Consider the following 21,668-nt stretch of genomic DNA (forward strand, 5'->3'; position numbering starts at 1 on the left):
TGATCACAAATCTAACAAGTCATACCGTTCTTGCAGGGGATATAGAATTTTACGCGCTGCCCCGGCATTCAGCGCCAGATCGGCAAATTCCACAAATCGGGTCAGCTCCCCCCGCAAGACCCGGCGCTCTATCTGCCAATAGTCCTCGCCCAAATCCGGGGGCACCACCACCATGTCAAACAGTTCCGCCTGGTGTTTACCCGGCGATCGCCGCAGAATCCGCCCCCGCCGCTGAATAAATTGGCGTGGGTTGCTACTGCTGGCCAGGATCACAGCGGTTCGGATGGCGGGGATATCGACCCCTTCATCTAGGCAGCGAATCGCGACCAGTCCCTTGAGATGGCCTTTCTCAAAGGCATAGCGCAGATCATCCCGTTCCCCCAGGGAGGTCTCGGCGATATAGGGTTCGACCTTGTAGCCCAGACGGTAGTTGAGCAGTTCCGTCACCGCCTCTAGCTGGCGGCGACTTTCGGCGGTGGTGTCATCTTCTACGGAGCCATCGCCGCAATAGAACAGGGTGTGGTCGGTGTGGAGTCGGTTTGCCATTAACGCCCTAAGCTGGGTGAGCTTGTTCTCGGCAGTGCAAATGAGCCTAGCCCGCTCAAACAACAGTCGCTCTAAGGCGGTGTTGTCTTGCCTGCCACCGATGCCCAGGGCGCGGCCAATGGCGGCGGTGAGTTCGGCGTAGCGCTCCACCTCCTCTGGGGTCAGATCGATCAGGATTGGGGTGTAGGTGTACTGCACCAGCGCCCCCGCCTGGATGGCATCCTTTAAGGTGAATTCGGGCTCTAGCACGGGGCCAAAATAATCAAAAATGCGATCGCTACCGGCCTGATCAAAATGGCGCTCTGGGGTCGCCGATAGGGCCAGCCGCAGTTTAATCCTTTCCGGTAAGCAATTGGCTAGGTTCTCGGCCCCCAGGTTGTGGGCTTCATCGCCAATGATCATCACCAACTGGGGCAGGAACGACAGTTGAGACTGAAGCGAGTCTTGCCGCAGGGTGGCGTTGGTCGTAATGACGGTAACAAAGGGTTGTCGCCCCCCCATCAGGGCTAATAACTGAGATTGCAGGTCACGCTGCCAGGTTTGCACCCGGTCAAAGGCCAAAATCGGCTGTAGGCCAAACTTGCGGCTTTCTGCGGCCCACTGGGTGACCAAGTGACGATAGGGACAGACAATGAGCAGGGCTTGCAGGGATTTGTTTTGGGCTTGGCACTTTTGGTAGAGTTCTGCCGCGATCGCCAGCGCCGTAATCGTCTTGCCGCTGCCCGTCGCCATCTTCAGTGTGCCCCGTCCCTTGTTCTTGAACCAGTTCGCGATCGCCTGTTGCTGATAGGGGCGCAGGCTGATCTCCCCAGGCAGCACGGGAACCCCGTTCGAGACGGAAGGGAAATTGGGCTGGGTCACCTCATAATGCCCTGGGGGACTGGCAGCCGTGGGTTCCCGGTGGGGGGGAGTCGCGGGGCCATAGCGCTGGATCAGCGATCGCGCCACCGCTTCCGGAAAGGTGATCACCTCCACCTGGGGGGTCTGGTCATGCCACAACGTCTGAAAGTGCTGGGCCTTTTGTAAAGCCCGCTGACTCACCCGCTGATCCCACGAGCAATAGACATCCAAACACTCAAAGTTATCCACCAAGGCACTGGCGCTTTCATTGGCAGAGCCAGTAAAGGCCACCACCTGCCCCTCGCCATCCTCAAAAATCCCTAGCTTTTCGTGATAGATCCCCTGTTGGCCCAGCGTTTTGGGAATCGCCAGCTTGATTTCTAGTAAGCCCCGACTCAGCAACCACGCCAAGGCCCCTAGCCGATCCTGTAGCACCTGGGGCAGCTCCACCGCTAACTCTCGCAACAGCGCCGCTTCAATCACCGCTTCCCGCTGGCTCAGCCCCTGCTCAATCGCTTGCACATCCGATGCAGACAATTGCGGCGAAGTGATTAACCGCATCCGTCCCCCAGAGCGGATAAAGGCCGTCAACCCCTGGGCCACCGCCGCCATGGATGAGCTGGAGAAGAAACCCACCGCCCGGTCATAGGTCGTAGCCTGCTCCAGACAAGGGATGTAGAAATCTTGAATCAGGCGATCGCGATCGCTGCGATACTCATCCCGAATCTGTAGCGCTTTCAGGCTCAAGGTGCAACGCTCAACAGCAGGTTGCCTTCGAGTATAGACAAGGCACTGGAGCAGGGTTCGCAGTTCATAACCTAATGTTCATAAAGTCGATCCATCCCCCGCCCGCAGCGCCTTCACCAGCTTTGCCTTATCCTTCGCCACCTTAATTCTGATATCAGCCATTCCAAATTAGGGTTGATCATAAATTTCTCCGCGCAAAATCTCCGCCTTGCGATCGCCCAAAGTCCCCATATCAACCATGGGATGATAATCGTCAATGCTCCACTTCACCGTGGTCAGAGTAGCGACCATCTAGCCTCCCTGCCTGTCTTGGCTAAACAGCTCAAGCAGCCAACGGGTAATGGCGGTATCATCCTCACCCTGGGAGCGCTCCAGCGCCGTCTCTAGGGTCGCCATTGCCAACCCCGGCAGCACCTGAGACTCAGTAATTTGACCACTGCGGCGATCGGCAATCTCAAAGGCAATCACCTGAGCCGCCTGCACATCCACCACCCAGTATTCGGTACTGCCCAGCCGCTCATACAGCAATCTCTTTTTGCCCAAATCGTCATTCAGCGTCGTCGAGGCAATTTCAATCACCAGTTGCGGCGGACCATATTGCAACACATCAATTGGTCGATTGTCGCGCGGCGGCAGGCCAAATCCCTGTCCCACATAAAAAGCAATATCGGGCTGGGCATCTTGCAGACCCGTTTTGCGAAACGTGGTGTTAGTCAGCTCCACCATGCGTAGACCCTTCAGCGTGGCATACAGCACCACCAACGTCGAAACAATCGAGTTTTCCCGTCCGTGTAAGGCACCCAGGGGCGACATCTCCACCCTCATCCAACCGTCATCAAAATAGCAGCGGGCATCCTGCGGCACCCCAGATTCCAAAAGCGCCCCATACTCCGCCCAAGTCGCCCGCACCCACTCATCCGTGACAATGGGTTGCGATACTGAGGCTGTGCTAACCATAACGTTCCCCACTGCCATCCACGCTTGCCCCCATTCTACTCACCCCATCCCCCCAATATCGGGCACCCGCCCACCGGGCAACCACCCTATAGCTTCGTTGCTCAGGAGGAGCAACCGACCCAACCCAAAAGGTTGGGTAATGCCCGGAAGAAACAGAGGAAAGCCTGTCATTGCGATCGCAGGGAGGGATCCTGGTCTGGCTACACCGAGATGCTACTCCCAGAGAATCCGCTTCGCGTCTACGACTCCGCTTCGCTCCATTACTCCTGCGGAGTCGCTTCGCGAACAACATGACAAAGGAGAGCCTGTCATTCCATTTATTTGTGCTTATGCTGCGATATCGCCATAAAAATCTATGACCTCTGTTTGAATTACCTTTTTAATAAACGGCGATGTCATCGCCGTCAGTAGGCTACCGTAATCCAGATTAAAATTTACTTCATCACCAACTTTTAGGCCATGATTTTTGCTGGTGACAATGGTGTGATCACTACTAGAACCTAGTATTTCTAAGGTGTTGTCAGATTTCAAGCCAGAGACCAACACATCCTGTCGTCCCAAGGCAAGAATTGCTCTCTGGTGAAGACCTCGGTCCTGGAAGACAGGAACATGGCCAAACGCATCTTGACAAATCTCTCCCCAGGGCAAAGATGGCTTAATTTTGGCCTCAATGACTTCAGCAAAAAGTTGAAAAGCCCGAGTATGCAAGCCTGGGATAATCTTGCGGCCTATAGTTTCGCGGCCTAGAAGGATAGATTCACCCAGGCGAAGATTGTTGATTCTACCAACGCCTTGGGCGGTTTTATACCACTCATAGTTGGCTGAGTTTCCGCCCGAAATCACGCCCAAATTAATCCGAAATTCTTTCTCAAGTTTATCAACGCGCTCAGAGAGTTCTCGCATATTTCTGTCATCGGGTCTGACCCCGCCATAGCAAGCGAGATTGCAGCCAATGCCAGCAATCTTCAGATGAGGAAGAGACAGAGCTTTATGGATAAAACTAGAGAGATCTGCGAGAAGGATTCCTTCCCGCAGATCGCCCATCTCTACCATGACAATGATCTGATGACTTTTGTTGTGGATTTGCGCATAGTAGGAGAGATTTTTGAGGGTTTCGATCTCAGAGTTAAGACTGATATCTACCACCTTAACAATGGCTTCTGCCTGACTTAACGGCGTGCGCAACAGCACAAACTGAGTTGTCACCCCCGCAGCTTTCATCCTTTGGATATTTTCAAGCCGAGAGTCAGCAATAAACTCAACTCCGCCTTGAATCATCGCAGCAGCGATGGCGGGCTCTCCTAACACTGCCTTAGAAACGCCCATCAAGGAAATACCCTGTTGTCCATAGAGTTCAGACAGTATTCGGGCATTGTCCTGTATTTTTGCCAGAGAAATTTCTATTCTTGGCATGAACAATGTCATGGTTTCGTGTTAGACAGTAATGTCTACCTCATTGCCAAGACAGGAACTTGTTCTAAGCTCGCCTGCTGGATTTTTTGCTTTAGCTTGGGGAATTGATTGCCTAAAGCTTGAACGAGTTTTTGGCATCCATAGCTCAAGACATCAGTGGTCGGCAACTGAAACTGCTGCTCATATGCCGCTATAAGGGACAGGATTTCTGTCTCGGCTAAGTTTTCATGGCTGAGTGTGATCGCCATTACCCTCGCCTGAGAAATGGTCTCGATCAGTTTAATTTCGCTTTCAACGGTGGGCATAACTAAGCGTGGAAAGTCACACCGAAACCTTCTGCCAGGGGGATGTTGCAGGATGATGCCATCAGGCATGCTCCCTTTCAAGATGCCGAGAGAACTCATAAAGGCAGGATGACTCACCGCGCTTTGTCCCTCAACCAAAATGATGTCAGGGCTTTCATGCTCAAAGGCTTTAACTACTGAGTGCTCTAGTTCACCAATCACGAACTGGGAAATTAGAGCATCGATTGAGACCCCATACTGGGCTCCCTGGAGCAAACTAGTCTGACCCGTTGCGACTAATACAGACTTGATGCCTACATGATTGAGAGCTTTGTTGAGCTCTACTGCCGTAGTCATTTTTCCGCATGCACAGTCAGTCCCTAATATGGCGACGACTGGGACATTGACATCAGATATTTGCCCAGTAAAGACATGTAAATCCTTTAGTTGGGGAGGCTTTCGAATATCTTTAATATGAACATTATTCTTAGCAGCAACACTGACAAATTCTTGATCGTCGGAGAAGAATTGATGGAGGCCATTAATGATATCCATGCCACAGTTCATTGCTTCTACGATCAGCAATCTTTCTGCATTGGCTAGACAGGCATCTAAGGGGGCTTTGCCGTAGATGTAACAGTTTGGCACCTCAGGCAGGTGCTCTAGAGCATGATGCAAGTCAGAGAATATGGGAATATTACTCTTTCCTTCCCCTAATTCTTCTCCGGCATCTCTGCCGGCCAATGAACTATCGATCACCCCAACAATGGTATAAATTTGAGAATGTCGGACTAATGCCGCAGCAGTTTTGCCGTCTACCAAACCAAACTGGTTTTCGCAGTAGACTAGAGCCGTTTCTTTTTCAATGTTCATTAAGTAGTTGTTTTAAATTATTCCTGAAATCTCAGAAGATTGTTGAGCATGGGCAAACAAATCCTGAAATTTCAGGATTTGTTTGCCCACGAAAACCGCACAGAGCATAGCTTGGCGGGAGGGTAGTGTTTTTATGCATTAACTCAAAAGCTATGCAGCAAAAAACTATTGGGTCTAATAAATCTTAAATCGTCTAAGTCATGCAGGCTTTTCAGTGAAGCTCTCAAGCCTTAATTGGGTTTTCTTTCAACACTTATGTTCGCTAACTGTAGCATAGATTGCTTTTTTTGAGTTGGGCCGCCTAAAAAGGCGGGCTCAACGGGAATGAATATGAAAATGCTCCGATTTCTAAGCCACTAATTCCTCCAGGATTCAGCCTTGCCCGATCGCTTGAGGGGGGTTATTGCAGCGTGGTTTTGGAGACAATGCGGGTGCGTTTGCGATCGCGTTCTGACAGATCCTCTCCCGCCTGTAGGCGCGTGGCGTTTTCCTGTAACACCGTTGCCGCTCCTGTGTCCCCCATTTGCAGTGCCGTTTTTGCTGCCGATTGTAGTAGGGTAGCGGCTCCAACCCGATCCCCGGCCTGAAGCTTCTGCTCCGCGATCTGGGTTTGGCGATACTTGGCCAGGGTCAGGACATGGCGCTGCACCCGCTGATCAAGCTGGGGTTGGTAAGCGGTCTGCGCGATCGCGCTCACCGTCACCGCCTCCGAAGCCACCTCTACCTCGCCAGTACCGGGAGAATCGTAGCGGATCTGGACTTGGGCGATGGGAAAATTCCCCTCCCCCTGGGCTCCGATGTAGAGATTGGTCAATACGACCCGAGGCGCATCCACCATCAAATCCCCCAGGCGTACAACGATGGTATCTCCCTCCAACTGGGGGGACAATTCCACCGTCTCCGGAGCCACCTGGGCCATGGGCTTGAGTTCCGCCAGCCGCACCCCCGGCATCAGGGTGAGGTATAGATAGGCATTGGTCAGGGACACCGCCTGGGCGCGAGTGAGAAGACGGTTGAATTCCGCCACCGCCGTCTCCGGGGAGGGGATATAGGAGAGGGTGCCCCCACCCGCATCGGCGATTTGCTCCAGCACATCCTGGTTCCAATGATCCCCAAAGCCCAGGGTATTGAGGGTCAGGGTATAGTCGGCGGCAACCTGGGCCAGCTTCAGACAGCGCTCGTTGCTGCCGTGCTCATTTTCCCCATCGGTGAGCAGAAACAGTTGGGAGACCTTGCCCTGACGGCCCTGGGCAGCCTGTTCAATCCCCAGCTTCATCCCCTCATCAATGGCGGTGCCGCCACTGGGCCGCAGTGTGGAGATTTGGCGCTTGATCTGGTCGCGATCGCTCACCCCTTGCAGCGGTACCAGCACCTTAGCCTTGTGGTCAAAGACCACTACCGATAAGGAATCCGCTGGGGTCAACTGGTCCACAATGCGTCCGGCAGCCTCTTTTACCGTAGTCAACGGAGGGCCATTCATGGAGCCGCTATGGTCCAAAATTAGCCCCAAATTTAGGGGGGCATGGCCCTGGGCCGGAGCCGCGATCGCTTGCATGGAAATGGCCAGTTGCCGCTGGCTGGTGGCCTGATGGCTATCCAGATAGGGATCACTCAGGGCGCACTGTAGAACGACGCTCATAGGATGGCTCCAGGAATAACGAACCGACCAAACACCACCATAACCAATCCTCAATGGGGCTGGGCTAATTGACGATAAACCAGGGTGAACGGAAAAAAGCCGGATGTTCTGTGCCGGATGATTCCGTATCCCTATCACCCTGATGAAAGCGCGATGGGCAATTAACCCAATCGATAGGTGGCAATGGTCCAGGGGGCTAGGGTGTGGGGATGGGCCATGTCTTGGGAAATTTCCAGCAGATTGGTGCGGGTCCAGTGGTCAATACCCCAGGCCGTCTCGGGCTGTAACTCGCCCCCCTGACCGTAGAGATCCCAGCAGCGCAGAATCCAGCCCTCTCCATCCTCCGCCTGTTTCAAGGCCGCTAGGGCCACCGCCTCGGTGCCCAGGGAGAGAAAGCTGTGGCGGTGGGGCGCAATCCGGGACTCGCATTCGGGGAACGGGTGACTCTGGGTCAGAGGGGCTGGGGACGGTTGGCTCTGGGATGGCCCCACCGGGAATGAATCGTGCTCCGGCACCAGTATCGCCTGGAGGGGTTGGCTAAAGGCGATGGCCTGGTGCGGCGTCCGCCCCTGCCGCCAGTCCCCTGGGTGGGGAAACAGGGCATAGCTAAACCCATGGCAACCCCGATCCGTTTCTGGATCGGGCCAGAGGGGCGCTTTGAGCAGGGTCAGGCGAAGTTGCTGGGGGGTGGCATCGAACCCATGCTTGTAATCCGTCAGGACTGCTACGCCGTAATCCCCATCGCTCAGGTCGGCCCAGCGCAGGGCGGACACCTCCCACTTTGCCCCCTGGTGAGGATCGGGAGATTGGATGGGGCGGGCAATGGCCCCAAAGGGAATCTCGTAGGTGGCCTCGGTGGCGGTCACCGTCAGGGGAAAAGCCGCTTTCACCACCACCTGGGTTTCCCGCCAGTCCGCCACGGTCTCTACCTTGAGGAGGGGACTGCCCTGATCTAGAACATAGTCTTGCTGAAAGGTGGATTGGCCCAATTGGCGCACCACCCGCAGCCGTTGCCGCAGGGGGCCAGATTCAATCCAGGCGATGTCCTTGAGGAGGGTGGGGGGTAGGGGATGGTCTTTGTAGTTGGGATCAATATTCCAGGCGTCCCAATACTGGCCAGCGTCTTGAAATCCCTGGATCTGGTTAGCGGAGGCCGCGATCGCATTTCGCGCCTCCCGCCGATCCCACAGCTTGACCAGATCCCCGCTCTGGGGATCTATGACGGCAATCAGAAATTCGTTCTCCAGTTGCCAGGAGGCGGGGGTGGGGGGAACGGTCACAGGCCCATCCTGGGGTACCAGCCAATACCAGCCATAACCCACGGAGGGAAGGTTCGTGGCGGGGAACAACAGGATTTCATCAACGCGATCGCAATTTCCCAAACATCCCGGCGGGAGTACGTGGCGACGCTGACTGCGTTGGCTGGGTAGGATCTGTCCCGCCCCATCCATCACCTGCCAATGGCCTGTGGCCCAGTCTCCTGGCAGCCCCAGTTCCACCACCTCACTCCGGTTCCAGTTGAGGCTGTTGAATACGGCAATGGGAATCGCCTCGGGGTGAGGGGCGGGGGGGTGGGTCAGATGGGACAGCAGTGCCGCGATCGCACCTCGCCAGACCTGTTCCCCTATCTCTAGCGACTGCTGCCAACCTTGGTTTGCGGTGGCGAAAACCGGCGCGATCGCGGTTCCCGGCAGAATGTCGTGGAATTGGTTAAAGAGGGCTTGCTTCCAAGCAGTTTCCAGCTCTGCCTGGGGATAGGGATGGTGGGCGACTAACGTTGCGATCGCGGCCCACAGTTCCGCCTGCCCCAGCGTAATTTCGCAGCGGCGGTTGTACCACTTCTGATCGGCATGGGTGGTATAGCAGCCCCGGTGTAGTTCCAAATAGAGTTCGTCCCGCCAGACCGGGAGCCTATTCGTATCGGGAGTCTCCAAGGTTGCCTCTGGGGTCTCCAAGGTTGCCTCCGGGGTCTCCAATGCTGGCGATTCCCCAGGCTTACCAGCCCCCGGATCAGTCCCCATGGAATTAGGGGAGCCCATGCCCAAGGACGCTAAGGACGCTTCTGGCCCCGGTTCCATCCCCTGCAAAAACGTTGCCACCTGGCCAAAGGTGAGCCGGGGGAAAAACGGTGATCGGCTCCAGCGGCGGGCCTTTTCCAGCATGTCGCGGGTCGGCCCCCCACCGTGATCCCCCATTCCCGGCAGCCACAGCGCCTGGGACAAGCCGGTATGCTGCTCCCACAGCGCCCCCTGTTCCGCCATGGCCACCGGGTCTATATCACTGCCAATGGGGGGCAGCGTCAGGCTGAGAATGTCGGTTCCATCTAACCCCCGCCACCAGAACAGGTGGTGGGGAAAAATAGTGGTGTCATTCCACCGCAGCTTTTGGGTGGCAAAGTAGCGAATTTCTCCCTGTCGGAAAAGTTGGGGCAACTGCCCAGAAAATCCGAAGCTATCCGGTAGCCAAGCCACCGAACTTACCGACCCGAACCGAGTTTGGCAGTAGCGCTGACCGTAGAGAATCTGCCGCGCCAGGGATTCTCCCCCCAGGGTGTTCAACTCTGGCTCCACCCACAACCCGGCGTCAATGGCCCACCATCCCTGCCGCACCGCCGATTGTGCCGCCTGGAACAGGGCGGGCTCGTTGTCCTCTAACCACTGGAACAGGGCTGGACTGGAATGGGTATAGGTCAATTCCGGAAAGGACTGCTGTAATTCCAGCACCGATGTAAAGGTGCGCTGGGCCGCATCCCAGGTCTCCTCTAGGGGCCAGAGCCAAGCCAAATCCAGGTGGGCGTGGCCGACACAGACCAACTCCCGCTGTTTGATCCAATCGCTCAGGGGCAGCAGTCGTTGGCGCAGGGCTTGCAGTTCCGCTAGAAAGACGGGCTGATTCCCCAGATGGGACCAGTCCAGAGGCGCGATGGTCCCTTTGGACCGGTCCCCGACCATCGCAGCGACTACTGTCTCTAAAAGCTCGGGGGCCAATTTCTCTAAGTACCGGGTCAGCACTGCAAGTTCATCGGCGACAAATCCCGGCTCGACCCCCAAGGATTCCGGGGCTTCGTAGACTAATTGCGATCGCACTAGGGCTCCGTCATCATGGCCGGGACTGATCAGGTGCAGCGCCAGATCAAAGCTATCCCCCGGCTGGACATCATCACTGAGCAGGATTCGGGTGAAGCATTCAAATAAATCCCCGGTTTGCACCCGCTCCCCGTTGACAAATATCTCGGCCAAATCCGCCCACCACGTCAGCCCCAATCGCAGCCAGTGCCCCTGGATGGGATAGTGCTGCACAGATGGCGGCACTTGAATCCGCTGGTATAGCCAGAGCTGGCGCTGACCTCGGGGCCAGGGAATATGGTGGCGCTCGTTAAGGTTGGCAATCTCCCAAGTGTCCCCCACCTCAATCACCTGCTGGGAGGACAAGTCCTGGAGGTCCAGACACTGGTGCCAGGTGGCTTGCACCGATTGTTCGGTTTGCGATCGCAATTTCGCGATCGCAGACTCAATCACCTCAATCCAGTCCAAAACCTGAGTCCGAGGGGCAGTTTGGGAAAAGAGCAGAGCCATAGGGGAAGAACCATCACAGGTTTTCCCATCATCTCCCCTCATTCAGAAAAAGGACCGCCGGGATACCCTCGGATCTTATCGAGCATCACTCTGGAACCCCCAGCCCCCAACACCGTCACTCCAAAGGAATAGATAACAGCATCGAGCATCGGTTCATTTGGCGATATCATAGGCAATACTGATTGCCGTCTGTATATTTAGGGAGTCTTCAATGTTAACGCTGAAGATTGTCGTTTATCTCGTCGTTGCCTTCTTCGTTGGGCTGTTCATCTTCGGGTTTTTGAGTGGTGATCCCGCCCGGAATCCCGGTCGTCAAGATCTTGAGTAATTGTTAGGAAGGGTCCTATCAATCTCCATAGCTGTCCCAATGCTATTGCATTGAGAACGCTGTTTTAAGCCCGCTTGTCGGGCTTTAATTTTGAGTCGTGGCGGTTTTGCCCATGCCCTATCCTCTGCCTCCTCCAGAGCCTCCTCCCATTATTGAGATCGCCCCCGACCTCAGGGAAGAAGACTTTCTCCTCTCTTTTCCAGGGCATCTCGTTCCAGGCAGAACCGCAATTGCCCCCAACACCTCCCTGCAACCGCTGCCCGCCCCGTCCCCTGAGTTTGGGCAGACCACTGCACCCAGCGTAGCCAGAACTGCGCCCCCGAGTCCCGAGCCGGAGGTGATCGATCTGTCGTCCCAATCAGGACGCGATCGCCTGTTTCCCGAACGGGCCGAAGATTCAGCCCAATCTCTAGGAACATCCCTCCAGGTTGGCCGGGGTGTTCCCCCAGCTCCCCGGCGAGCCCCCTTCCCCCTTGCCCCTAGCGGTCAGGCCCAGGCAATCCCCTCTCAAGCCCTTAGCCAGAGTTCACCCCCAGCCGCCCCAGAACGCCAATCACCGGAGTACGCAATTCCCCGTGTCCCCCGAGGGGCAACGCCAGAACCCAATTGGAGCAACGGCGCTGTCACTGGAGAAGGTCAGTTACTCCCCCCTACCCTTCCTACCAGTAGCCCCGCCATTCCCCTCGATTTAATTGCCGACTCCCAAATCTTTGACCCCGAACGCGAGGTGGTCATCGCACGGGGCAATGTACGTCTCAGGGTTGGCAATGGCCTTCTCTATGCCGATCGCCTGTGGGTCAACCTGATCAATCGCTTTGTTCTGGCGGAGGGCAATGTGGTTCTGCTGCGAGGAGACCAGCGCATCGAAGGGGAACGCCTGGAGTACAACCTATTGCAGGGAGATGGGAGTCTCTACCAGGCTCGGGGGGAAATCTTCTTGCCCACGGCGGGCGAGGATTTCGCCAACATTCTGCCGGGGGATGCCTCGGTGGCCGCAAATCGCCCCATTACCCAACGTCTCCGCGATACCGGCCCCGTCCGCAATGTCACTTCCCTGGGGGGCAGCAGCTTGGCCACGGGTACCTTAATTACTGGCCCCCTTCAAGAAGAGGGAGATATTCAACGCTTTCGATTTGAAGCAGATCGGATTGACTTGGATGCTACGGGTTGGACCGCAGACGAAATTCGCCTCACCAGCGATCCCTTTTCACCCCCGGAGCTAGAATTTCGCGGCAACTCTGCTCGCCTGGTGCGGATCAATGAGAATGAAGACGAGTTGCAAATTGAAAATGCTCGTCTCGTCTTTGACCAAGCCTTTACGGTGCCCCTCCTCCGTTCTCGAATCCGCTTTAGTCGCGGCGGAGTGGATGAAGAAGACCTGAATCCCCTGCCCACGGGCATCGGCATTGATGGCAGGGACCGAGATGGGCTGTTTGTGGAGCGGTCCTTTTCCATTGCCACCGCCGACCCTTGGAAATTGACGATTACACCCCAGTTTTTGATCGGGCGGTTTCTGAGCAATTCGGATCTGGGCAGCTTGGCTAACTTTGGCGCGATCGCAGATCTGACCGGACAATTTGGCCCCAGAACCGCCGTCACCGCCACCGCCAACCTCGCAGGTCTAGATCTAGAGAACTTTGACAATCGCCTACGTGCCAGTGTTCGAGTGGCGCAACAGATCTCCTCCCATACCCTCGACTTTGAAGCCAGCTACCGCGATCGCCTCTTCAATGGATCCCTCGGCTTTCAGGACGTTCAGAGCAGCGTTGGCCTTGTCCTCCGGTCCCCCAACTTCGTCCTCGGCGATACCGGCATTAACCTCAGCTATCAGGTGGGCGCTCAGTACATTACCGCCATAACCGATCGCCCCGAACTCCTGGCCCTCAACCCCCTCAACAACTTTGCCAGTCTGGGCCGATTTCAGGGCAGCCTTGCCCTCAGCCGATCCATCAACCTGTGGCAGGGCACAGCCCTCCCCGCCACCGCCGATCAAGGACTCCGGTTCAGCCCCCGCCCCCTGACCCCCTACATCAATTTAAATCTGGGCACCCGAGGCACCTTCACCTACTACACCAACGCCGATAGCCAAGAAAACGTCAGTGCCAGCGTCGGTCTTCAGGGTCAATTCGGCCACTTTGCCGAAGATTTCTTTGACTACACCCAGTGGAACATCACCTACTCCAAATCCTTTGTGGGGGACAGCACTTCTCCCTTCGTCTTCGACCGTAACGTTGACCAAAACACCCTGTCCTTCGGCATTATTCAACAACTCTATGGCCCGGTGCGGGTGGGGTTTCAAACCGCCATCAACCTTGATACAGGGGCCATCATCAGCACCGATTATCTTTTGGAATATAGCCGTCGCACCTATGGCTTCATTCTGCAAATCAATCCCGAGCGAGCTACGGGATTCGTCGGCTTTCGCATCAGCGCCTTTGATTGGATTGGCCGCTCCGCCGCCTTTGATGGCGCAGAAGTCCGCTCCGTCGAAGGTGGAGTCATTTACTAGTGGCCTGTCAAACCTAATTTTGTAGATTGGGTGAAACGAAGTGGAACCCAACAGCGGTGGGCCATGTTGGGTTCCACTTCGTTTCACCCAACCTACGCAGACTCCCAAAGGTAAAGTTGACAGCCCCTAGCTTGATTCAGTAGGGCGGGCGTAGTCATGTCTACCCTGCAAGGGTTTCCTCGTTAATTCTCCACACGCCCTAACCGCCTCTAGAACAAAGCCGGAACGCCCCTTCCCGTGCAGAAGTCCCAGTAAACCTTATACAGTGGGAGCAACGTTACGTTTCTTCAACTCAGTAAAGGCAAAGGTTTTCATGCGCGTGATTTTGATGACCGGGAAAGGGGGGGTTGGCAAGACCTCCGTAGCCGCCGCCACCGGTTTGCGCTGTGCCGAACTCGGCTACAAGACTCTGGTGCTCAGCACCGATCCGGCCCATTCTCTGGCCGACAGCTTTGACCAAGAACTAGAACACGAACCCCGTCTGGTGCGCCCCAACCTCTGGGGGGCAGAGCTAGATGCTCTGATGGAACTGGAGGGAAATTGGGGAGCTGTCAAGCGCTACATCACCGATGTGCTCCAAGCCCGAGGTTTAGACGGCATTGAAGCAGAGGAACTGGCGATCCTCCCTGGTATGGATGAGATCTTCAGCCTGGTGCGGATGAAGCGCCACTACGACGAAGGAGAGTTCGACGTACTGATCATCGACTCGGCCCCGACGGGCACGGCCCTGCGCCTGCTGAGTCTGCCGGAGGTGGCGGGTTGGTATATGCGCCGTCTCTACAAGCCCTTTCAAGCAGTGTCCGCCGCCCTGCGGCCCCTGGTAGAACCGCTGTTTCGCCCCATTGCGGGCTTTTCCCTGCCCACCACTGAGGTTATGGATGCGCCCTACGAGTTCTACGAGCAGCTAGAGGCCCTGGAAAAAGTACTCAGCGACCCTAGCATCACCTCGGTACGGTTGGTGACCAACCCCGAAAAGATGGTGATTAAGGAGTCTCTGCGCGCCCATGCCTACCTGAGCCTCTACAACGTGGGGACGGATCTGGTGATTGCCAACCGCATCATTCCTGACTCAGTGCAGGATCCCTTCTTTCTGCGCTGGAAGGAACAGCAGCAAAAGTATCGCCAGGAAATCCACGACAATTTCAGCCCCTTGCCCGTCAAGGAGGTGCCCCTGTATTCCGAAGAGATGTGTGGTCTTGCCGCCCTAGAGCGCCTGAAGGAGGTGCTCTATGCCGACGAAGATCCCACCCAGGTCTATTACAAGGAGACGACCTTGCGGGTGGTGCAAGTTGAGGGAGCCTACAGTCTAGAAATCTACCTCCCCGGTATTCCCAAGGACAAGGTGGAGTTGAGCAAGACGGCGGATGAACTGAATATCCGCATCGGCAACCATCGCCGCAACCTAGTGCTACCCCAAGCCCTAGCTGCCCTCAGTCCCTCCGGTGCCAAGATGGAGGACGATTACCTCAAAATCCGTTTTGCCTCTGTACCGGCTGCGGTATAGGCATGATTCAGTAGGCGTCATCATGGTTCAACCTATCATTCCTGGTCCCGGACAGGAGTCAGTCTGGGACTACCCCCGTCCCCCTCGACTAGAGCCCTCTTCCCGCCGCATTCGGGTGGTGTTTAATGGGGTCACGATTGCGGACACGACCCAAACTTACCGGGTGCTGGAAACCAGCCATCCTCCGGTCTATTACCTGCCACCAGAAGCGGTGCCGTCGCAGTATTTGACCCTGACCCAGCGATCCACTTTTTGCGAATGGAAGGGGATGGCTCAGTACTACACGCTGACGGTGGGCGATCGCACTGCCGAGGATGTGTTTTGGTCCTATCCCACGCCCACGGAACAATTTTCCCAGATCGCCCATTACCTGGCGGTTTATCCCAGCCGTATGGATGCCTGCTACGTAGATGAGGAGCAGGTCCAGCCCCAACCCGGAGACTTCTACGGCGGCTGGATTACCTCCGACATTGTGGGACCATTCAAAGGCAGTATGGGTACCTGGGGCTGGTAGCCTATTCGGCGCTATCTTCCGGCGAAGATCGACCCAATTGGCGAGGTGATTGGCCCCCCTGGCGTTGGGCGATGATGGTGGTTTCTAGGGCGGTAACGGCTTGCCAAAATTGGGGATCGGCTTCCGTGCCCAGGAGTCGGGGATCTCCAAAGAGCACCTGTTGATCTCGACCACTCATGGCCACCTCAATGTCTGGGGTGATCCCCCTGGTACTAATATCGGTGCCGTTGGGGGTGTAGTAGTGAGCTACGGTAACCGTCAGACCAGAACCATCCGCCAGACCATAGAGAGACTGCACCAGAGCCTTGCCGTAGGTGGTGGTACCCACCACCACCGCCCGATCGTTGTCCTTGAGGGCTCCCGTCACAATCTCACTGGAACTGGCGGAACGAGCATTCACGAGTACGGCTAGGGGAGCCTGAGTCAGGGCGGTACGGTTAGCGCTAATCTGTTCCGATGCGCCGCTACGGCCCTGGGTCAATACAATTGGTCCTCGCTGGAGCCACATACGGCTGATTTCAATACTGGCGGAGAGCAGTCCCCCTGGATTACCCCTCAGGTCTAGAACAAAGCCATCAATTCCCAGATCGGTGAGGGTATTGATGGCGGTGGTCATTTGCTCGGCGGCGTGGGCGTTGAATTCATCAAGGCGGATGTACCCAATCCGGTAATCTCCCACTTGTCGTAGGGCGTAGTGGACCGTGGGCAGTTCTAAGCGCACCCGTGTCAGAATTACCGTGCGGTTTTGGCCACCATTGCGGGAAAAGGTGAGGGTGACTTGGCTGTTTTCAGCTCCCCGCAGCAGTCGAGCAACCCCGGCGGCGGTGAGGCGATCAGTGGCCTGACTATCCACGAGAACGATGCGATCGCCGACTTGTAACCCAGCTTGCTCAGCGGGAGATCCGGGCAGAATTTCCATCACCAGAACGGTCTGGCTTTCGCTATCGCGGCGCAGTTGTAGCCCGACCCCCGAGGCTTCCCCAGAGGTTTGATCCGTCAGGTCCGAATATTCCTGAGGATCGAGAAAGCGAGTATAGGGATCGTTGAGGCGGTTCAACTCCTGGCGCAGGGCAGCATAGGCTGCATCCCGAGAGCTGTATTCCCCTCCTAGCAAGCGCTGTCGGGCCGCGTCCCAGTCCACCTGATTAAAGGTGGGATCTACGTATTCCCGATTAACCAGTTGCCAAGCCTCATCCAATACCGCCTTTGGCCCTTCTTCAAAGGTGGCCTCGGTTTGGGCCGCAACAGGGTAAGCGGGCCAGAGAAAGGTGAGGGCTGTGGTCGCGATGGTCACAGACTGGCCCATTAGGGCCATCGCACCACCCAGGGAGCCAAGAGCAGAGGGAGAGCGGAAGTGGGTCATGGAGGCACCAGCACGGAGGCGTCAGGGGTATTGAGGCAAAAACCTGCCCCAAGTCTAGCCAAGATTAGGGGTATCGCCTATGAAACACTCTAAGAGTCCAGGGTGGTGCTCCCCTAGTTCCACCTTTCTAACTGGCCTAGCCACTCATCCATCAGGGCTATCGCTTGACTGCGGCGAGATTCAAAGGTGGCCGCTAGCCAGATTAAGGCCAACCCCACTAGAATTCCCAGTCCCCACAGCAATAATGCCTGATTGCTGATAAAGGTCCACAGCAGATTCATCACCTCTAGGGCAAAGGTGATCGTGCCGGCATAGAGATAGGCCCGCACTCGCAACCCCAACCCCAGTGCCCCTAGGCCCAGCCCCAAGAGGGCTACTAGTAGGGCGGGGCCAAGCTGATTTCCCGCCTGGATTAGGGCGGTGAGACAGACCAGCCCCACCGCCAGCGATCGCATCCAGTGCCGTTGTTGACGGCGATCGCCGGCTTGCAATGCCGGATCGACCTGGGCGATGTACAGCAGGGATACACTCAGGAGCGTGATCGGCAGCAGTACCCAGTCTGCAAACCAGGTGTCGCTGAGCTGGAAAAGGGCAATATCTGCTAGGACAATGCCCACATAGCTGAGACGGACCTGCTGTTCTCGTAGCGCCATCCAACCGTAGAATCCCCCCACGAGGAGATAGCTGGCGGGGCTAGTATCGTAGAAGCTGATGAGGTGATTGTAGAAGCTAATGTAGGCAATCACGCCGGGAAAAATGAGTTGAGATCGCTGCCAGGGGCGCAGGGGCCAACCCCAACGATTCCAGGGCAACTCATAGAGGACAACGGCGATCGCGGCCACGATCGCCGCTGCCCAAGGCTCCACAATTCCCCAGGGTAGCCAATAGAGGACCGTCGCCATCAAAGCGGCTACGCCCCAATAAACCCAGCCTCGCTGCCGCCGCCCCTGCCAGAGAGCGTACCCTGCCAACCCTAGGGCTAGGGCCAGCCCCCAGGCATGGAAGGTCGGACTCATACCGGCTGTCGCCGCCGCGATGGTCTGAATCACCGCCAAGCCCCAGTGCAGATGGCCTACCCAGGCCACCCGTTCCTGGGGCCACCGCCACCAGCGCCGCAGTCCCCCTAGACCTAACCCAACGCCTACCGCGATCGCGGCAGCCAACAGACCACAGAGAACAAAAGCATCCCCCAATTCCCCCCCACTGCCCTGGAGGATCTGGTAACCCAGTAGCTCATAGGCTCCCAGACTCAGCAGCCCAATACCGCCAACGGTGAATAGACCCCAGGCCCGCTGGCGTCGCCCCACGCCAATCCCCACCACCCCCGTAGCCAGGGTGTACAGCCCCGTACTAGCGGCGAATTCCAGATGGGCCAGCCCGAAAGCCAGTGCCCCAAAAGCCAGGGGAACCACCGCCCAACTGAGTCGGACCCGAGGCCGTTGCCGGCGACGACGGGCCAGGGCCAAGGCCCCATCCCCCGCCAGTTGGGTGCCCAGGGCTAGGGCAGTATGCCAGGTCGCTAAAACCATTAGGGACTGTCCCCGCAGGACAAAGCCATACAACAACAAGAGTTCTGCGCCCCAAGCCAGGGCCAGATAACCCAGGTTTGTCGGTTGCTGCCAGAGACGAAAAGCGATAGCCGCCACCGTCAAGCCCAGCGCAGGCAACACCTGTTCCGGCAGCATCGGTTCCACCCCCCCCCAGGACCCTAAATGTTGAGGTAGAACCAGGGTTGCCCCTAGCAAGATCACCCAAGCTACCGCGATCGCCCAACCATTCAAAGCGTCAACATAGCGCTGGGCTAGGGGACCAGCACCGCGACTCACCACTGCCCGCAGTCCCCACAGTCCCCACAGGATCAGGGCTGACCCAGTCGAATCCAATAGACCCCAGGGTTGGTAATGCACCACCACCACGAGGCCCGCCATCACCCCCCAGCCCACCGCCATGATTGCTAATATCCGCTGGGGCAGCCGACCGCTGATCACCCCTGTACAGAGGGCCGCTGTGCCCAGACTCACCAAGGCTGTCGGTGCAGAGATCATCCCCAGACCTACCCCCAGCCAACTGGCTCCAGCCCCCAGTCCCCCCGCCAGAGGACGTTGATCCGGCAGGGGATGTTGATAGTTGAGGAACGTGAGGAGAACAGGCACCGCCAGCCATGGCAAAGCCCAATAGCTCTGGGTGGGGGGAAGCGCCTGATTCCAAGCCTCCCATCCCTCCCCTAGAGAAAGCTGAAACAAGTGACCTTGAAACAGGACATAGCTAATGCTGGCGAGAACCAAGCCCCAGTGCCAGCCCATGGTTTTCCATAGAGATCCCGACCCCAAGAGTCCCGCACCCACCGCCCGCAGCCCCCAGGCCAGCCCCCACTCCACCCCCGTCAGCCCCAGGAACACCAGGCCCCAAAAGCCCAACGAGGCGGTGGGGAAGGCCCAATCCACGATGGAAAGCAGAGCTAACACCGTCACCCCATGGGCCAGATAGGCCAGCCAAGCCGGACGTTGACGGCCTAGGCGGTAGCCGCTGATCAGCGTAATTGCCCCCAGGATCAGCGACAGCGATCGCACTGCAACATTGCCCACACCGGGGACTAGCGCCAATCCCCCCAATCCCAGAGCCACGACCTCCGTCAGATAGGCCAGGGGAAGGTGCTCCCGCCGCCGCAGCCCTCCCGCCACCACCACCAACCCGATGACATAGGGAAACAGCGCCAGTCCCAGCAGTTGTTCCCCCGACAGCGATGTCCGGAGCAGAGTTTCCAAGCTGGAGACAAACTGCGATCGCACTGTCTCCGGCACCCAGCGCCAAAGCTGGATATAGATCTGCAACCCCATCGCTAAAGCCAGTCCCCAGAGGCCCAAATTTCTCGTGCGCCGCACCTGGACCAGCAACACCCCGAGGATTAACCCACCGACAGCAATGGACTGGAGGGGATGGGCTCCCACCGTTACTAACCAACCCAAGAGCAATCCCGTCGCCCCCAACCCTTGAATACCCCGCCGCTGAGCCTCAGAATGGGCCACCTTCGGAGCCTGTACCCACAAACTCCAGCCCAAGAGAGCCACCGCCAGACCCAGGGCAGTCCCCGGTACCCCCGCCGTCAACCACCCCCGCCCCATCAGCAACAGATTGGCAAAAACCAGCAGAATCAGTCCCCGACGAGAACGGGGCGCAGTGAAGCGCCAGCTCATCACCGCCGTCCCCAGAACACCGCCATAAATGGCCACCAAGGGCACCCCTGGAAAAGCCCAACCCCAATGCAACCAACTCAGCCCCAAGGCATTGAGCCACACCCACCGAGGCCGCGACCCCAGCAATTGTCGAGTCATGGCAGACAGAACCAGAGCCGCGATCGCGGCCACCCCCAAACCACTCACCCCCCGCTGCCCCAGGCCAAAGGCCGCAATGGTCCAGAAGTTAATCGGGATAATTAGCAACGTTGTGACCTGTAACATGCGGCTCGTCGCCTGCAAGTTATCCTGACGAGCTGTCCACTGCCCCATTTGCCAAAAAGCCAGGGTATAGACCAGCAAAATGGTGTACTGACCCACCGGCGAGACCTGCTGCCACTGGGTTGCCGCCAGCACCACCGACGACACGACGACAAGAAAAACCCCCAGTAACAACAGCCAGATGACCGTTAGCTCGTCCATAAAGGCCCGGACCACGCGAGGAACCGGGGGGACTGGGGGGACCGGGGGGACCGGGGGGACCGGGGGGACCGGGGGAGAAGGCTGCACCTCAGGTTGGGAACTGGACTCCCCTTCCTCCACCCTGGGCACAGATGCAAAGGGAGACATCACAGCGCTATCGTACCCAGTCGGATCCAGCCGCAGCCCCGCTGGAGGGTGTGCTAGACCACCGAGTTCCGGAACATTAATCCTTGGAAAAGGCACCGCACAGATCAAGTGCTCCTCACAGAGGGATCGCAGTTGAGCCTCTGATATCAGCCCCAATTGCATCCATGCTTCCAGCCCCTGAAGCAAATTGGGGTGGTTGCTTGGCAAGGACACCCGAAGGTTAGGCAGAGGGTCAACAGGGGGAGCCATAGAACCATGCAAGAAAATATGCGCCTATCATGGCAGTCTTTTAGACCTAAGGGGAGGGTGATGGGGTGATGGGGTATTGGGGTGATGGGGTATTGGGGTGATGAGGTATTGGGGTGATGAGGTATTGGGGTGATGAGGTATTGGGGTGATGGGGTATTGGGGTGATGGGGTATTGGGGTGATGGGGTATTGGGGTATTGGGGTATTGGGGTGATGGGATAAATCCCGTAGGGGCGGGTTTGGCTCGTGTCTACGGGGAAATCCCAAATGGGAGGCTCAAAACCCGCCCTACCCAGTGCCGGGTAATCCAAGATTGAAGTTAATCCCGTAGGGGCGGTTTCCGCGCCCAATGCAGGGACAGCAACACGAAAAAACCATTGACTCTCGTCAATGGCTGCGGAGAGCGGATTTCGTGCAACACTGCTTAACAAAGCAACGGTGGCATCTGTATTTTTCTATACTATTGTGTAGCTACTGCAAAAGATTTAGGGAAGCAGATTTTTCTCTTTCAGCCTAATAAACAAG

General features: G+C 57.0%; 13 protein-coding genes. 4 read left to right on the top strand and 9 right to left on the bottom strand.

Translation table 11 applies throughout. From position 1 onward, the window contains the following. Positions 1 to 3: 3 nt before the first annotated feature. The 7 genes from LEP6406_RS27205 to LEP6406_RS0208825 all read right to left on the bottom strand — a co-directional run bounded on the left by LEP6406_RS27205 (position 4) and on the right by LEP6406_RS0208825 (position 10,874). Positions 4 to 2,133, bottom strand: a complete 2,130-nt coding sequence (locus tag LEP6406_RS27205) for a DEAD/DEAH box helicase family protein (protein WP_008318108.1) — start codon at positions 2,131 to 2,133, stop codon at positions 4 to 6. Positions 2,134 to 2,301: 168 nt separating this feature from the next. Further along, positions 2,302 to 2,424, bottom strand: coding sequence for a hypothetical protein (locus tag LEP6406_RS34710; RefSeq protein WP_008318109.1), 123 nt, complete (start codon positions 2,422 to 2,424; stop codon positions 2,302 to 2,304). After that, entirely contained in the window at positions 2,425 to 3,090 is a 666-nt protein-coding gene (locus tag LEP6406_RS0208800) for a Uma2 family endonuclease (RefSeq protein WP_008318111.1), read from the bottom strand. A gap of 327 nt (positions 3,091 to 3,417) precedes the next feature. Further along, positions 3,418 to 4,515 carry an alanine/ornithine racemase family PLP-dependent enzyme gene (locus LEP6406_RS0208810; RefSeq protein WP_008318113.1) on the bottom strand — a complete coding sequence of 366 codons (1,098 nt, stop codon included), beginning with the start codon at positions 4,513 to 4,515 and terminating at the stop codon, positions 3,418 to 3,420. Positions 4,516 to 4,538: 23 nt separating this feature from the next. Next, positions 4,539 to 5,660 carry an N-acetyltransferase DgcN family protein gene (locus LEP6406_RS0208815; protein ID WP_008318115.1) on the bottom strand — a complete coding sequence of 374 codons (1,122 nt, stop codon included), beginning with the start codon at positions 5,658 to 5,660 and terminating at the stop codon, positions 4,539 to 4,541. Positions 5,661 to 6,060: 400 nt separating this feature from the next. After that, positions 6,061 to 7,299, bottom strand: a complete 1,239-nt coding sequence (locus tag LEP6406_RS0208820; protein WP_008318116.1) for a vWA domain-containing protein — start codon at positions 7,297 to 7,299, stop codon at positions 6,061 to 6,063. A gap of 161 nt (positions 7,300 to 7,460) precedes the next feature. Continuing rightward, positions 7,461 to 10,874, bottom strand: a complete 3,414-nt coding sequence (locus LEP6406_RS0208825) for an alpha-mannosidase (protein ID WP_008318118.1) — start codon at positions 10,872 to 10,874, stop codon at positions 7,461 to 7,463. Between the two features lie 211 nt (positions 10,875 to 11,085). Here LEP6406_RS0208825 and LEP6406_RS0208830 point away from each other — a divergent pair, with 211 nt between their 5' ends. From LEP6406_RS0208830 to LEP6406_RS0208845, 4 genes are all read left to right on the top strand, one after another. After that, positions 11,086 to 11,202 carry a photosystem II reaction center protein I gene (locus LEP6406_RS0208830; RefSeq protein ID WP_008318120.1) on the top strand — a complete coding sequence of 39 codons (117 nt, stop codon included), beginning with the start codon at positions 11,086 to 11,088 and terminating at the stop codon, positions 11,200 to 11,202. A gap of 112 nt (positions 11,203 to 11,314) precedes the next feature. After that, a complete protein-coding gene (locus LEP6406_RS0208835; RefSeq protein ID WP_008318122.1) occupies positions 11,315 to 13,711 on the top strand; it encodes a DUF3769 domain-containing protein in 2,397 nt (798 codons plus the stop codon). Between the two features lie 313 nt (positions 13,712 to 14,024). Next, complete coding sequence (locus tag LEP6406_RS0208840) at positions 14,025 to 15,215, top strand: TRC40/GET3/ArsA family transport-energizing ATPase (protein WP_008318126.1); 1,191 nt, start codon at positions 14,025 to 14,027, stop codon at positions 15,213 to 15,215. Between the two features lie 22 nt (positions 15,216 to 15,237). Beyond that, positions 15,238 to 15,729, top strand: coding sequence for a DUF427 domain-containing protein (locus LEP6406_RS0208845; protein ID WP_008318127.1), 492 nt, complete (start codon positions 15,238 to 15,240; stop codon positions 15,727 to 15,729). 1 nt (position 15,730) lies between these two features. On the opposite strand, the gene LEP6406_RS0208850 is transcribed toward LEP6406_RS0208845, so the two are convergent. Beyond that, positions 15,731 to 17,092, bottom strand: coding sequence for a S41 family peptidase (locus LEP6406_RS0208850; RefSeq protein WP_008318128.1), 1,362 nt, complete (start codon positions 17,090 to 17,092; stop codon positions 15,731 to 15,733). A 113-nt stretch (positions 17,093 to 17,205) separates the two neighbouring features. After that, complete coding sequence (locus tag LEP6406_RS0208855; protein ID WP_162160828.1) at positions 17,206 to 21,144, bottom strand: hypothetical protein; 3,939 nt, start codon at positions 21,142 to 21,144, stop codon at positions 17,206 to 17,208. Positions 21,145 to 21,668 lie beyond the last annotated feature (524 nt).

The organism is Leptolyngbya sp. PCC 6406 (assembly GCF_000332095.2).
Taxonomy (GTDB): Bacteria; Cyanobacteriota; Cyanobacteriia; order Phormidesmidales; family Phormidesmidaceae; genus PCC-6406.

Excerpts from the sequence above, each read along its gene's own strand:
- LEP6406_RS34710 (WP_008318109.1), bottom strand. The coding sequence starts at position 2,424 with ATGGTCGCTACTCTGACCACGGTGAAGTGGAGCATTGACGATTATCAT.
- LEP6406_RS0208800 (WP_008318111.1), bottom strand. The coding sequence starts at position 3,090 with ATGGTTAGCACAGCCTCAGTATCGCAACCCATTGTCACGGATGAGTGG.
- LEP6406_RS0208810 (WP_008318113.1), bottom strand. The coding sequence starts at position 4,515 with ATGACATTGTTCATGCCAAGAATAGAAATTTCTCTGGCAAAAATACAG.
- LEP6406_RS0208815 (WP_008318115.1), bottom strand. The coding sequence starts at position 5,660 with ATGAACATTGAAAAAGAAACGGCTCTAGTCTACTGCGAAAACCAGTTT.
- LEP6406_RS0208820 (WP_008318116.1), bottom strand. The coding sequence starts at position 7,299 with ATGAGCGTCGTTCTACAGTGCGCCCTGAGTGATCCCTATCTGGATAGC.
- LEP6406_RS0208825 (WP_008318118.1), bottom strand. The coding sequence starts at position 10,874 with ATGGCTCTGCTCTTTTCCCAAACTGCCCCTCGGACTCAGGTTTTGGAC.
- LEP6406_RS0208830 (WP_008318120.1), top strand. The coding sequence starts at position 11,086 with ATGTTAACGCTGAAGATTGTCGTTTATCTCGTCGTTGCCTTCTTCGTT.
- LEP6406_RS0208835 (WP_008318122.1), top strand. The coding sequence starts at position 11,315 with ATGCCCTATCCTCTGCCTCCTCCAGAGCCTCCTCCCATTATTGAGATC.
- LEP6406_RS0208840 (WP_008318126.1), top strand. The coding sequence starts at position 14,025 with ATGCGCGTGATTTTGATGACCGGGAAAGGGGGGGTTGGCAAGACCTCC.
- LEP6406_RS0208845 (WP_008318127.1), top strand. The coding sequence starts at position 15,238 with ATGGTTCAACCTATCATTCCTGGTCCCGGACAGGAGTCAGTCTGGGAC.
- LEP6406_RS0208850 (WP_008318128.1), bottom strand. The coding sequence starts at position 17,092 with ATGACCCACTTCCGCTCTCCCTCTGCTCTTGGCTCCCTGGGTGGTGCG.
- LEP6406_RS0208855 (WP_162160828.1), bottom strand. The coding sequence starts at position 21,144 with ATGGCTCCCCCTGTTGACCCTCTGCCTAACCTTCGGGTGTCCTTGCCA.